This window comes from Streptomyces sp. NPDC040545 (genome assembly GCF_055595065.1).
Genome location: NZ_JBVIWA010000037.1, coordinates 1 through 12,013 on the forward strand (window position 1 = coordinate 1; position 12,013 = coordinate 12,013).

Genomic DNA, 12,013 nt, shown 5'->3' on the forward strand with positions numbered 1-12,013 from the left:
ACCACCGACCCGCCGGAGCCCAGCCGCGCAGCGACCCGGCACCACCGACCCGCCGGAGCCCAGCCGCGCAGCGACCCGGCACCACCGACCGGCCGAGCCGAACCGCGCAGCGACCCGGGCGTTACAGCTCCTTGCGGAGCGACGGGCCGTCCACGGGCCGCTTGCGCTTCTTGACCTTGATCTCCACGCCGCCCCAGAACGCGAAGCCCGTCACCACCACCCGCGGCCCGCCCGGCTCGGACGGGCCCGGGTTGTCGCGCTGGTCGAAGGCGCCCATGAAGCCGAAGCCCCGGACGTCCAGCTCCACCCCCGGCGGCACCGTGATCTGGATGCCGCCCATGACCGCGACGCAGTTGATCACCACCTCGCGCTGCGCGAAGTCCGCCTCGCGCAGGTCCAGCTCCCCGCCGCCCCAGAACGCCACCGCGTCGAACCGCGCCGGCACCGTCCACCGGCCCTTGCGCTGGAAGCCCGACATCACCGCGACGGCCGTCGCCGAGCTGCCCGCCCCGCCGATCCGGCCCGTCCAGGGCTCGGCGGCCGCCCCCGGCCGGGCCACCGGCCCGCCCGCCGGCGCCGGCAGGTCCCGCGTCAGCGGTTCCAGTTCCGCGTACGTCCGCGACTTGTACGCCGCGTCGAGCCGCTCCTCGAACTCCTCCATGTCGAGCCGGCCCTCGGCGACGGCGTCCCGCAGACGCTCCACCACCCGGTCCCGGTCGGCGTCCGACGCCCTCAGCTCCGGCAACGGCTTCTCCGGCCGCTCGTCACTCATGCGGACCAGACTATGCACGGTTGTCGGGGAGTTGTATGGCTCAGCCCCTGAGATCGCCCCCGGATCGTCCCCGGCTTTCCCCTGATTCGGGCGATGCGGGGAAGCGTCAGCCGCGGCCCGCGTACATCCGCGCGATCACGTCCTCGATGTCCGGCTCCCGCACCGACAGGTCCACCAGCGGATAGGCCGCCGCCACCGCCGCCACCAGCGGCGCCGCCGACGCCCCCGCCGGGAACGCCAGCCACTGCCGCGGACCCTCCACCTTCACCACCCGCGCCCCCGCCACACTGATCGGCGCGAGCTCCCGCTCCAGGTCCACCACCAGCGTCCGCTCGCTCTCCCCCACCGACCCCGCCGCGTGCAGCCCGCCCAACGGCCCGTCGTACATCAGCCGCCCGTGGTCGATCACCATCACCCGCTCGCACAGCTGCTCGATGTCCTGGAGGTCGTGGGTGGTGAGCAGCACGGTCGTACCGAGTTCCTCGTTCAGCTGCCGCAGGAAGCCCCGTACCTTCGCCTTGCTCACCACGTCGAGCCCGATCGTCGGCTCGTCCAGGTACAGCACCTCCGGATCGTGCAGCAGCGCCGCCGCGATGTCCCCGCGCATCCGCTGCCCGAGCGACAACTGCCGTACCGGTACGTCCAGCAGCTCGGCCAGGTCGAGCCGCTCCACGCACCGCTCCAGGTTCTCCTCGAACCGCGCCCGCGGCACCCGGTACAGCCGCCGCATCAGCCCGTACGAGTCCTTCAGCGGCAGGTCCCACCACAGCGTCGTGCGCTGCCCGAACACCACCCCGATCCGGTGCGCGAGCCGCATCCGCTCCCGCGCCGGGTCGATGCCCGCGACCCGCAGCCGGCCGCCGCTCGGCGTCAGGATCCCGGTCAGCATCTTGATCGTGGTCGACTTCCCGGCGCCGTTGGGCCCGATGTAGCCGACCATCTCACCCCGGGCGACCTCGAAGCTGATCCCGTCCACCGCCCTGACCTGGCGTTTCTCCCGGCGCATCAGGCTCACCCGGCGCCGTACGTCAAAAACCTTCTCGACCCCGTCCAACGAGATCAGCGCATCCGCCACAGCTCTAGCTCCCCGTGCTTCGGTACGAACGGACTCCCGCGCGCCACGCCAGCGACGCGGGCAGGAACACCACGAAGGCCACCAGCGGGCTCAGGTACGCGACCCACCCGGGCAGACCCAGCGGATCGGGCCGCCCCAACACGTGCAGCGCCGGAAGCCAGTTGACGAAGGCCAGCGGGACGATGAAGGTCACCCCGCGCAGCAGATCCCTCGCGAAGACCGTCGGCGGGTACTGCAGCATCGTGCAGCCGCCGTAGGTGAAGGAGTTCTGCACCTCGGCCGCGTCCCCGGTCACGAACTGGAAGGCCGCCCCGGTCACCATCACGGCCGCGAAGATGGCCGCCCCGGCGAGCACCATCACCGGCACCAGCAGCACCTTCCCGGCCGTCCAGTCCACGTCCAGGGACCAGAGCGCCCAGCCCATCACCCCGGCCCCCTGCGCGATCCGGCCCAGCCGGCGCAGCGCGAAGCGGTCCGCCGCGACCTGCGCGAGCACCGGGACCGGCCGCACCAGCATCGTGTCGAGCGAACCGTCACGGATCCGGGCGCCGATCTTGTCGGTGTTCCCCAGCAGCAGGTCCGCCAGGCCCAGGGAGGCCGAGCAGGACCCGTACAGCAGCGCGATCTCGGGCAGCGTGAAGCCGCCCAGGACGTCCACGTGGGAGAACATGACGGCGATCGCGACGAAGTCCAGGAGGGTGATCGCCGCCTGCCCGGCGGTCGTCAGGACGAAGGACATCCGGTACGTCATCGTGGACCGGATCCACATGCCCACGATCAGCCGGTAGCCGCGCAGCCCCTCCAGAACGGGGCTGCGCCGCGGCGCCCCGCCCACGGCGACATCCCGCACCCGCGCCCGCGCCGGTACCGTCTCCACCCCGGCCCCTGCCCCGGCCCGGGCCTCGGCCTCAGCCACCCTGGACCACCACCTTCCGCGTCGCGGCCGACTGCAACAGCCGTCCCGTTCCCAGCAGTACGAGCGCCCACCCGGCCTGGAAGCCCAGCGCCTCGGCCGCGCCTCCGGCCCCCGCGTGCTTGCCCAGCAGGACGTCCATCGGCACCTGCAGCATCGCCGCCCACGGCAGGGTCCGGACGAACTCGCCGAAGCCGCCCGGGAAGACGGTCAGCGGCAGAAGCATCCCGGAGAAGAAGATCGAGGCGACGGTGGCCATGATGTTGATCCCCGCCCCGTCCATCAGCCAGAAGGCCACCAGCCCCACCATGTAGCGCAGCGCGAAGCTCACCACCAGCGCCAGCAGGACGGACACCAGGAACAGCAGCCAGCGCAGCGGATCGACGGGCAGCGCCAGCGGGAACGCCAGCGCCCCCGCCACCAGCGGCACCACCCCGCGGCCCAGCAACTGGAAGCCCGCCCGGCCCAGATCGGCCGCGAGCCACCACATCTGGAGGTCCGCGGGCCGGTAGAGGTCGACCGCGATGTCGCCCGTCCGGATCCGCTCCTGGAGCTCCTCCTGGAAGCCGCCGCCGATCAGGGCGGCGGCGGCCAGCAGCGACTGGCTCACCCAGACGAAGGTCAGCGCCTGCGACTGGTCGTAGCCGCCGAGGCCGGGCCGCTCGTCCCACAGCGCGATGTAGGTGTACGCGACGATGAACCCGAACACGGTGTTGGTGAACACCCCGGCCGCGGTCGCCGTCCCGTAGGTGGCGTAGCGCCTGAATCCGCCTGCCGCGACCGCCAGGTGGAGACCCACCGCCCGACGCGCTCCGCGAGGCACTGCGCGACGCACTCCGCCGCTCGCACCGTCACCCGCTCCGCCGTTCACTGCGTGACGCACTCTCCGGCGCACCGTATCCCTCCGTTTCCCACGTCGTTCCTACGTCGGCCAAAGCGCGCGAGCTTAGTGCGGAGGGGCGAGCCACGCGACCGATTTATGCCCGTCCGGAGCGGAATCAGCGGCCATCGGGTAGACACCATGAGGTACAGAAGTGGATATTTTGAACGGCGTCGAGGAGTCCTGGAGATGAGCGACCAGTCACCACCCCCGGGCTGGACCCCTCGCGACCCCGACACCCCGCCCGACGTACCGCAGCCGCGGGCAGAACCGTCACCGCCGGAACAGGCCCAGCAGGCCCAGCAGGCGCCGCACCAGGACGGACCGGGGAAGAAGGCCCGGCGCGGGAGAACCGGCCGGCGCCGCTTCCTGCCCACCTGGCGCATGGCCCTGGGCGCCGTCCTGCTCATCGCCCTGCTGATCGGCGGCGCCCTCGTGGCCGGCTACCTGCTGGTCGACATCCCGCCGGCCAACGCCGCCGCCACCGCGCAGTCCAACGTCTACCTCTACTCCGACGGCTCGCAGATCGCCCGCGACGGCGAGGTCAACCGCGTCAACGTCCCGCTGTCGCAGATCCCCCGGACCGTCCAGGAGGCCGTACTGGCCGCCGAGGACCGGGACTTCTACTCCGAACGGGCGGTCGACCCCAAGGCGATGCTCCGCGCAGCCTGGAACACCGCGACCGGCAAGGGCACCCAGTCCGGTTCGACCATCACCCAGCAGTACGTCAAGAACTACTACTTGGGCCAGGAACAGACGATCAAACGAAAGGTCAAAGAGTTCTTCATCGCGATCAAACTCGGTCGGGAGAAGTCGAAGAACTACATCCTCGAGGGCTACCTCAACACCAGCTACTTCGGCCGCAACGCCTACGGCATCCAGGCCGCCGCCCAGGCCTACTACGGCAAGGACGTAGGCAAACTCACCACCGCCGAAGGCGCCTACCTCGCCACCCTCCTCAACTCCCCCAGCGCCTTCGACGTCGTCGCCCACCCCCAGAGCCGCCCCCGCGCCCTCGCCCGCTGGAACTACGTACTCGACGGCATGGTCAAGAAGGACTGGCTGCCCGCCGCCGAACGCGCGACGACACAGTTCCCCGAACCGGGCAAGGTCCGCGCCGCCGCCGGCCTGTCCGGCCAGCGCGGCTACCTCGTCGAAGCGATCAAGGACTACATCGTCGACAACAACATCCTCGACGACAAAACCCTCGCCGAAGGCGGCTACCGCATCACCACCACCATCGACAAACGCCGCCAGAACGCCCTCGCCGGCGCCGTCGACGACCAGATGGCCGACAAACTCCAGCCCGACAAGCGCAAGGCCGACCGGCTGGTCCGGGCCGGCGGCGTCTCCATCGACCCCGCCACCGGCAAGGTCCTCGCCATGTACGGCGGCATCGACTACACCAAGCAGTACGTGAACAACGCGACCCGCCACGACTACCAGGTCGCCTCCACCTTCAAACCCTTCGTCTTCGCCGCCGCCGCCGAGAACGACTCCCGCACCCAGGACGGCCGCCGGATCACCCCGAACACCCTCTACAACGGCGACAACAAACGCCCCGTCGTCGGCGGCCGCATCCGCTTCGCCCCCGAGAACGAGGGCCAGGTCTCCTACGGGAACATCACCGTCAACACCGCCACCGACCTCTCCGTCAACACCGTCTACGCGCAGATGGCGGTCGACGTCGGCACCGCCAAGGTCAAGAAGACCGCCATCGACCTCGGCATCCCCGAGAACACCCCCAACTTCGTGCCCGGCCCGGCCATGGCCCTCGGCACCCTGCAGGCCAGCGTCCTCGACATGACCCAGGCTTACGCCACCCTCGCCGACCACGGCCGCCGCACCCCCTACACCTTCCTGGAGAAGATCACCAAGGGCGGCGACACCATCGCCCTCCCCCAGCGCACCCCCACCCAGGCCATCAGCCGCGAAGCCGCCGACACCACCACGTCCGTGCTGGCCAGCGTCGTGGACAACGGCACCGGCACGGCCGCCCTCGCCGCCGGCCACCCCGCCGCGGGCAAGACCGGCACCGGCGAACTCGACCGCTCGGCCTGGTTCGCGGCCTACACCCCGGACCTGGTCACCGTGATCTCGATGATGGGCCAGGACCCCGACACCGGAACCCTCGAATCGCTCTACGGCGCCCTCGGCGAGGCCCACATCGGCGGCGGCGGCTACCCCGCCCGCATCTGGGCCGCCTACACCAAGACCGCCCTGGAAGGCACCGACCCCGTCGACTTCGACCTGGAACTCCAGCCCGGCGCAGCCCAGCCCCCGCCGCCGCCCAGCCCGGAATCCAACCCGCCGCAGGAAACCCCCGGCGAACCCTCGCCCAGCGCCCCCGAACGCCCCACCCGGCCCTCCCCGTCGAACTCGACCGGCGGCCGCAACCAGGGCGGACAGAACAACGGAGGCCAGAACCAGGGCGGCCAGGACAACGGCGGCCCGGCGAACGGAGGCCAGGACAACGGAGGCCAGGACAACGGCGGCACCACCCAGGGAGGCGACCAGGGCGGCACCACCCAGGGCACACAAGGCCGCACCCAAGGCGGCACCCAGGGCAGCGCACAGGGCAGCGCACAGGGCAGCGACGGAGGACCGGCGGAAGGCCTGCGCCCGCCGTCGGCATTCCTGGAGTAGCCGGGTCAGAGACCTCGGGTCAGTGACCGGAGGTCGCCTTCAGCCCCACCACGGCGACCAGCAGCAGACAGATGAAGAAGATCCGGGCGGCGGTGACGGGCTCACCCAGCACCGCCATACCGAGCACGGCCGCGCCGGCCGCGCCGATGCCCACCCACACCCCGTACGCCGTACCGATGGGCAGGGTCTTCGCGGCGTACGACAGCAGCACCATGCTCGCGACGATCCCGGCACCCGTGAACACACTGGGCCACAGCCGGGTGAAACCTTCGGTGAACTTCATGCCGATCGACCAGCCGACTTCGAGCAGACCGGCGACGAGAAGAAGAACCCATGCCATGACGGCACCTCCGAGACATCGAGCGATACGGGGTGCGTCGTCTTGTCGTACCCGGTACGGCGCGTCTCGTCGGGTTCTCCTCCACCGTAGCAAAAGGCAGCAAAAAGGGCCGGTGACCTGCGCCACCAGCCCCTTCTGCGACCTACAGGTACAGCCCGGTGGAGTCCTCCGCCCCCTCCAGCCGCTCCGCGGCCACGGCGTGCAGGTCCCGCTCGCGCATCAGCACGTACGTCGCACCCCGCACCTCGACCTCGGCGCGGTCCTCGGGGTCGTACAGCACCCGGTCACCGGGCTCGACCGTACGCACGTTCTGCCCGACCGCGACCACCTCGGCCCAGGCCAGCCGCTTGCCCACCGCGGCCGTCGCGGGAATCAGGATGCCGCCGCCCGAGCGGCGCTCGCCCTCCGGCAGATCGGACTTCACGAGCACGCGGTCGTGCAGCATGCGAATGGGCAGCTTGTCGTGGGTGGTGTTCTCGCTCACGCCCCGAACCTACCTGCCCGCGCCCGTCCCGTACCGCTCAGGGTCATCCGCGCTTGCGGCGCGCCGACACCACGAGCAGCCCGACCAAGCTCACCGCGACCAGCGCCGCGGGAACGATCCGGTCGACGCGCGGAGCCCCGTCGTCGTAGCGCAGACCGTCGCGCAGGTCCGTCACGATCCGGTTCACCGTGGCGAAGGCCCGCCCGGCGGTCTGGTCGACGGTCGAGGCGACCCGTGCCTTCGCGTCCCCGATGATCGTCTTCGGGTGCATGCGCACGCCGATCTCGTCGAGCGTCTCGGCGAGCTGCTCACGGCGGCGGACGATGTCCGCCTCGATCTGTGCGGGGGTCCTGGCTTCCGGCACCGCGCTGCCTCCGTCGTCGTGGTCGTGTGGGGCGTAGTCCGCCATGAACAGTCTGTCAGCTTAGTCTCATGGCATACCGATCCCCTCCCGAGGAGAGTGTCACGATGAGCGAGCGGCTCCAGCCGGGCGACACCGCCCCCGCCTTCACCCTGCCCGATGCGGACGGCAACGAGGTCTCGCTCGCCGGCCACAAGGGCCGCAAGGTGATCGTCTATTTCTACCCGTCCGCGCTGACCCCGGGCTGCACGAAGCAGGCCTGCGACTTCACGGACAACCTGTCCTTCCTGACGGGACACGGCTACGACGTCATCGGCGTGTCCCCGGACAAGCCGGAGAAGCTGGCGAAGTTCCGCGAGAAGGAGGACCTGAAGGTCACCCTGGTCAGCGACCCGGAGAAGGAGACGCTGACGGCGTACGGCGCGTACGGCGAGAAGAAGCTGTACGGCAAGACGGTCACCGGGGTCATCCGCTCCACGGTGGTCGTCGACGAGGAGGGCAAGGTCGAGCACGCCTTCTACAACGTCAAGGCCACGGGCCACGTAGCCAAGATCATCAAAGACCTGGGCCTCGGCCTCTGACCCCCCGCCCTCCTCCGCAAGCGGCCCGCACCCCACCGGTGCGGGCCGCTCCGCTTATCGGACGAAATAGCCCGTAACCGTCCGCCTTCCGGTGTCGTTACTCCGTACGAGGGCCGCACGCGCGGCCGAGGGGAGAGAGCGGTGGCGGTCCGATACACCCGAGAGCTGCTGGAAGCCGCAGCCCGCGAGACCAATACCTGGGACGACGCCGTCCGATGGTGCGGCGGCACGCCGAGCAGCGGCAGCAGGCGCTATCTGCGGGCGAAGATGCGGGAATCCGGGATCGATTGTTCCCACTTCCCCACGACATGGGCACGGCACACCGAGGAGCGGCTCCGGGACGTCGTTTCCGGGTCCACATCCATCTCGGAGGTGGTCAGCCGCCTCGGCATCAGCAACGTCGGCGGCAACCAGACGCACATCGCCCGGCGGATCTCGACTCTCGGCATCGACACATCGCACTTCGTCACCGCCCGAAAGCCTCGTCCCAAGGGGGCTCTGGGACCGACGCTCTCCGTTAGAGATCCGCGGGACGGCAGAGTCCCCGGCGATCGACTGCGACGCGAGCTGCTGAAGGTCGGCGTTCCTGAGGAGTGCGCCGAGTGCGGGGTCGGTCCGGAGTGGAACGGCAAACCCCTTCGGCATGAGGTCGATCACGTCAGTGGCGAGTGGTGGGACAACCGGCGGGAGAACCTTCGGATCCTGTGTCCGAACTGCCATGCGGCGACCGACACCTACCGCGGCCGTAAGGCGAGGAGGGCCGCGTGAGCGAGGTCCGGTACACCAGGGAGCTGCTGAGCCGGACCGCGCCGCATGCCACCAGCCTGGTCGACCTCCTGAGACGACTGGACGCCCCACTGCTGGCAGGCCCCCGCCGGTACGTGCGCGACAGGCTGGCTCACTACGGCATCGACACCTCCCACTTTGTCGACGAGCCACTTCCCGTGCGGGTCCGGCAGCGCTACACGCAGGAGCGGCTACGGGAAGCAGCTGCCCACACGGACAGCATCACGGGGATGCTCGCGCACATGGGCGTCGAGCCGTACAACAGCGCTCACGTCCATATCGCCAAGCTCCTCGAACGGTTCGGGATAGACACGTCGCACTTCCGTGGTCGAGGCACTGCGTCGCCCCGCCTCTTCGTCTACGAGGAGATCGCATCCGCGGTCGCCGGCTCGACGAGCATGGCCGGGGTCATGCGCGCCCTCGGCCACCGCCCCTTCGACGGCGCCGCACGTGCCAGAGCCAGGCGGAGCATCGACGAATACGGGTTGTCGACAGAGCACTTCACGGGCCAGGGCCACGCCGTCGGCCGCCCCTCCCCCGCACGCAAGTCGTCGGCGGAGATCCTGAGGCGACTCGACGTCGGCTCCTCCCGCGCCAGGACCGCGACTCTGCGCCGGGCTTTGGACGATCTCGGCGTCCCGCACGCGTGCACGGAGTGCGGCACCGGGGACGTGTGGCGGGGCCGGAGACTCGTCCTGGAGATCGACCACGTGAACGGTGACCGGCTGGACAACCGCCGGGAGAACCTCCGCTATTTGTGCCCCTCGTGCCACAGCCAGACGCCGACCTTCGCCAAACGATCAAGGGCGCCCATCCCATCGCAACGGACCCCCGTAGACCAGTAAGGTGGTCGCACGGGTCCGTACCCCAGCTGGCCAGAGGGCGCCGGTTTAGGTCCGGTGTGTCGTGGGTTCGAGTCCCACCGGGCCCACAGCAGCGGCCGGTCGCCTCGTCAGGAGGTGACCGGCCGTCGCCGTACGCCGCGTCAGCCCAGGAGGGCGCGGATGAAGGGGACCAGGGCGCGGAAGGCCTGGCCGCGGTGGGAGATGGCGTTCTTCTCCGCCGGGGTCAGTTCCGCGCACGTGCGGGTGTCGCCCTGCGGCTGGAGGATCGGGTCGTAGCCGAAGCCGCCGGTGCCGGACGGGGTGTGGCGGAGGGTGCCGAGGAGGCGGCCCTCGACGACGCGCTCGGTGCCGTCCGGGAGGGCCAGGGCGGCCGCGCACGCGAAGTGGGCCCCGCGGTTCTCGTCGGCGATGTCGCCGAGCTGGGCCAGCAGCAGGTCCAGGTTGGCCTTGTCGTCGCCGTGGGTGCCGGCCCAGCGGGCCGAGAAGATGCCGGGGGCGCCGTGCAGGACGTCCACGCAGAGGCCGGAGTCGTCGGCGACCGCCGGGAGTCCGGTGGCGCGGGCCAGGGCGTGGGCCTTGAGGAGGGCGTTCTCGGCGAAGGTGACGCCGGTTTCCTTGACGTCCGGGATCTCGGGGTACGCGTCCGCGCCGACCAGCTCGTGCGGCAGGCCGGCGTCGGAGAGGATCGCGCGGAGTTCGGAGACTTTGCCCGCGTTGCGGGTGGCCAGGATGAGGCGGCTGGGCGTCGAGGTCATGTGCCCATTATCCGGGTCATCCCGGGGTGCAGACCTTGGAGATCTCGCCGGCCGCGTCCGCCACCGGCTGGATGTCCGGGACGCTGTTGCCGCTCTCGATCGAGGTGCGGACGTTCTTGACGGCGGTGTTCATCGAGTCGATGGCCTTGCCCAGGTCGGCGTTGTCCGTCTGGTCGCCGATCTTCTTCAGGTTCGACTCGATCTGGTTGAGCGCGTTCTGGGCGTCCTGGGGGCTGTTGCCCGCCTGGGAGACGGCCTGCTGGAGGTCGTTCGCGCCGTCCGTGATGGCCACGGCCGTGTTGGCGCAGTCCATCGCCGTGGAGATCGCGTCGCAGGCGGACAGGGCCGGGACGGTGAGTACGGCGGCCACGGCTACGGCCGCTATGCGGAGCTTCATGCGGTTCTCCCCCTGAGGGCTTGGACGCTACGAGGACGGGCGCACGGCTTCGAGACCGTGCGCCCGTATCTTCCTGGACGCCGGGCCGGGCCCGGCGGTTGCCGTCTACAGTTCGAGCGCGCCCAGCTGGATGGCTTCGAGGTCCGCGCAGCCGCCGGCGGCGAGGTCGAGGAGGGCGTTGAGTTCCTTGCGGTCGAAGGGCTCGCCCTCGGCGGTGCCCTGGACCTCGACGAAGCGGCCGTCGCCGGTGCAGACCACGTTCATGTCGGTCTCGGCGCGCACGTCCTCCTCGTAGCAGAGGTCGAGGAGCGGGACGCCGTCGACGATGCCGACGCTGACGGCGGCGACGGTGCCGGTGAGGGGCTTGCGGCCGGCCTTGATGAACTTCTTCTTCTGGCCCCAGGCGACGGCGTCGGCGAGGGCGACGTAGGCGCCGGTGATGGCGGCGGTGCGGGTGCCGCCGTCGGCCTGGAGGACGTCGCAGTCCAGGACGATGGTGTTCTCGCCGAGGGCCTTGTAGTCGATGACGGCGCGCAGGGAGCGGCCGATCAGGCGGGAGATCTCGTGGGTGCGGCCGCCGATCTTGCCGCGGACGGATTCGCGGTCGCCGCGGGTGTTGGTGGAGCGGGGCAGCATCGAGTATTCGGAGGTGACCCAGCCTTCGCCGCTGCCCTTGCGCCAGCGCGGGACGCCTTCGGTGAAGGAGGCGGTGCAGAAGACCTTGGTGTCTCCGAAGGAGACGAGGACGGAGCCCTCGGCGTGCTTGCTCCATCCGCGTTCGATGGTGACCGGGCGGAGCTGTTCGGGCGTACGGCCGTCGATGCGAGACATGGCTCCGAGCCTAGTCGCTGCCCGCCCGGGCCCGTGCCGCTGTGCGAAGACCCCGTCCGGGGCTTCCGGGACGGGGTCCGCCGGACCTGGCTAGTGGGTCCGGATCACATCATGTCTTCGATGTCGGCGGCGATGGGGTCGGCGTCGGTGCCGATGACGACCTGGATCGCGGTGCCCATCTTGACGACGCCGTGGGCGCCGGCGGCCTTGAGCGCGGCTTCGTCGACCAGGTCGGGGTTGATGACCTCGGTGCGCAGGCGGGTGATGCAGCCCTCGACCTCTTCGATGTTCTCGATGCCGCCGAGCCCGGCGACGATCTTCTCAGCCTTGGTGGCCATGTGTTTCTC

The 12,013-nt window shown here is 70.5% G+C and carries 14 protein-coding genes, 1 tRNA gene, 1 pseudogene and 1 riboswitch; of the genes and pseudogenes, 5 read left to right on the forward strand and 11 right to left on the reverse strand.

Features of this window, described 5'->3' with window-relative positions:
- Positions 1-121 precede the first annotated feature (121 nt).
- The 4 genes from ACZ573_RS37320 to ACZ573_RS37335 all read right to left on the reverse strand — a co-directional run bounded on the left by ACZ573_RS37320 (position 122) and on the right by ACZ573_RS37335 (position 3,559).
- Positions 122-772: a DUF1707 SHOCT-like domain-containing protein gene (locus ACZ573_RS37320; RefSeq protein WP_471313165.1), complete on the reverse strand. Its 651-nt coding sequence runs from the start codon at positions 770-772 to the stop codon at positions 122-124.
- A gap of 106 nt (positions 773-878) precedes the next feature.
- Positions 879-1,847, reverse strand: a complete 969-nt coding sequence (locus tag ACZ573_RS37325; protein ID WP_471313168.1) for an ABC transporter ATP-binding protein — start codon at positions 1,845-1,847, stop codon at positions 879-881.
- Between the two features lie 4 nt (positions 1,848-1,851).
- Positions 1,852-2,763, reverse strand: a complete 912-nt coding sequence (locus ACZ573_RS37330; protein WP_471313170.1) for an ABC transporter permease — start codon at positions 2,761-2,763, stop codon at positions 1,852-1,854.
- Positions 2,756-3,559, reverse strand: a complete 804-nt coding sequence (locus ACZ573_RS37335) for an ABC transporter permease (RefSeq protein ID WP_373037163.1) — start codon at positions 3,557-3,559, stop codon at positions 2,756-2,758. Before ACZ573_RS37335 ends, ACZ573_RS37330 begins: the two co-directional genes overlap by 8 nt.
- 270 nt (positions 3,560-3,829) lie before the next feature.
- On the opposite strand from ACZ573_RS37335, the gene ACZ573_RS37340 reads away from it, so the two are divergent.
- A complete protein-coding gene (locus ACZ573_RS37340) occupies positions 3,830-6,286 on the forward strand; it encodes a transglycosylase domain-containing protein (protein ID WP_471313173.1) in 2,457 nt (818 codons plus the stop codon).
- A 19-nt stretch (positions 6,287-6,305) separates the two neighbouring features.
- Here ACZ573_RS37340 and ACZ573_RS37345 read toward each other — a convergent pair whose 3' ends face one another.
- The 3 genes from ACZ573_RS37345 to ACZ573_RS37355 form a co-directional block, all read right to left on the reverse strand.
- Positions 6,306-6,626, reverse strand: a complete 321-nt coding sequence (locus ACZ573_RS37345) for a DMT family transporter (RefSeq protein ID WP_030158619.1) — start codon at positions 6,624-6,626, stop codon at positions 6,306-6,308.
- 31 nt (positions 6,627-6,657) lie between these two features.
- Positions 6,658-6,727: riboswitch (guanidine-III (ykkC-III) riboswitch) on the reverse strand.
- 41 nt (positions 6,728-6,768) lie between these two features.
- The gene (locus tag ACZ573_RS37350; protein ID WP_366679242.1) at positions 6,769-7,110 is read right to left on the reverse strand and encodes a GroES family chaperonin; all 342 of its coding nucleotides are present in this window, start codon (positions 7,108-7,110) and stop codon (positions 6,769-6,771) included.
- 43 nt (positions 7,111-7,153) lie between these two features.
- On the reverse strand, positions 7,154-7,474 hold the full coding sequence (locus ACZ573_RS37355; RefSeq protein WP_471313221.1) for a DUF3618 domain-containing protein: 321 nt from the start codon (positions 7,472-7,474) through the stop codon (positions 7,154-7,156).
- 104 nt (positions 7,475-7,578) lie between these two features.
- Here ACZ573_RS37355 and bcp point away from each other — a divergent pair, with 104 nt between their 5' ends.
- The 4 genes from bcp to ACZ573_RS37375 all read left to right on the forward strand — a co-directional run bounded on the left by bcp (position 7,579) and on the right by ACZ573_RS37375 (position 9,769).
- Positions 7,579-8,052 carry a thioredoxin-dependent thiol peroxidase gene (gene bcp, locus ACZ573_RS37360; RefSeq protein ID WP_471313175.1) on the forward strand — a complete coding sequence of 158 codons (474 nt, stop codon included), beginning with the start codon at positions 7,579-7,581 and terminating at the stop codon, positions 8,050-8,052.
- Between the two features lie 141 nt (positions 8,053-8,193).
- Positions 8,194-8,820 carry an HNH endonuclease gene (locus tag ACZ573_RS37365; RefSeq protein WP_471313177.1) on the forward strand — a complete coding sequence of 209 codons (627 nt, stop codon included), beginning with the start codon at positions 8,194-8,196 and terminating at the stop codon, positions 8,818-8,820.
- On the forward strand, positions 8,817-9,683 hold the full coding sequence (locus tag ACZ573_RS37370; RefSeq protein WP_471313179.1) for an HNH endonuclease: 867 nt from the start codon (positions 8,817-8,819) through the stop codon (positions 9,681-9,683). The genes ACZ573_RS37365 and ACZ573_RS37370 overlap by 4 nt, the downstream gene beginning before the upstream one ends.
- Positions 9,684-9,694: 11 nt before the next feature.
- A tRNA-Leu gene (locus ACZ573_RS37375) sits at positions 9,695-9,769 on the forward strand.
- A 54-nt stretch (positions 9,770-9,823) separates the two neighbouring features.
- Here the strand turns inward: ACZ573_RS37375 and rdgB are convergent.
- The 4 genes and pseudogenes from rdgB to ACZ573_RS37395 form a co-directional block, all read right to left on the reverse strand.
- Positions 9,824-10,438 (reverse strand): RdgB/HAM1 family non-canonical purine NTP pyrophosphatase, encoded by a 615-nt coding sequence (rdgB, locus tag ACZ573_RS37380; RefSeq protein ID WP_471313181.1) that lies wholly within the window; start codon positions 10,436-10,438, stop codon positions 9,824-9,826.
- A gap of 16 nt (positions 10,439-10,454) precedes the next feature.
- Positions 10,455-10,835 carry a hypothetical protein gene (locus tag ACZ573_RS37385; protein WP_471313183.1) on the reverse strand — a complete coding sequence of 127 codons (381 nt, stop codon included), beginning with the start codon at positions 10,833-10,835 and terminating at the stop codon, positions 10,455-10,457.
- A 105-nt stretch (positions 10,836-10,940) separates the two neighbouring features.
- Complete coding sequence (gene rph / locus ACZ573_RS37390) at positions 10,941-11,666, reverse strand: ribonuclease PH (RefSeq protein WP_301370806.1); 726 nt, start codon at positions 11,664-11,666, stop codon at positions 10,941-10,943.
- Between the two features lie 104 nt (positions 11,667-11,770).
- Positions 11,771-12,013 (reverse strand): annotated as a pseudogene (locus tag ACZ573_RS37395) (PTS sugar transporter subunit IIB); the annotation flags it as partial.

Excerpts from the sequence above, each read along its gene's own strand:
- ACZ573_RS37320 (WP_471313165.1), bottom strand. The coding sequence starts at position 772 with ATGAGTGACGAGCGGCCGGAGAAGCCGTTGCCGGAGCTGAGGGCGTCG.
- ACZ573_RS37340 (WP_471313173.1), top strand. The coding sequence starts at position 3,830 with ATGAGCGACCAGTCACCACCCCCGGGCTGGACCCCTCGCGACCCCGAC.
- ACZ573_RS37345 (WP_030158619.1), bottom strand. The coding sequence starts at position 6,626 with ATGGCATGGGTTCTTCTTCTCGTCGCCGGTCTGCTCGAAGTCGGCTGG.
- bcp (WP_471313175.1), top strand. The coding sequence starts at position 7,579 with ATGAGCGAGCGGCTCCAGCCGGGCGACACCGCCCCCGCCTTCACCCTG.
- rdgB (WP_471313181.1), bottom strand. The coding sequence starts at position 10,438 with ATGACCTCGACGCCCAGCCGCCTCATCCTGGCCACCCGCAACGCGGGC.
- ACZ573_RS37385 (WP_471313183.1), bottom strand. The coding sequence starts at position 10,835 with ATGAAGCTCCGCATAGCGGCCGTAGCCGTGGCCGCCGTACTCACCGTC.
- rph (WP_301370806.1), bottom strand. The coding sequence starts at position 11,666 with ATGTCTCGCATCGACGGCCGTACGCCCGAACAGCTCCGCCCGGTCACC.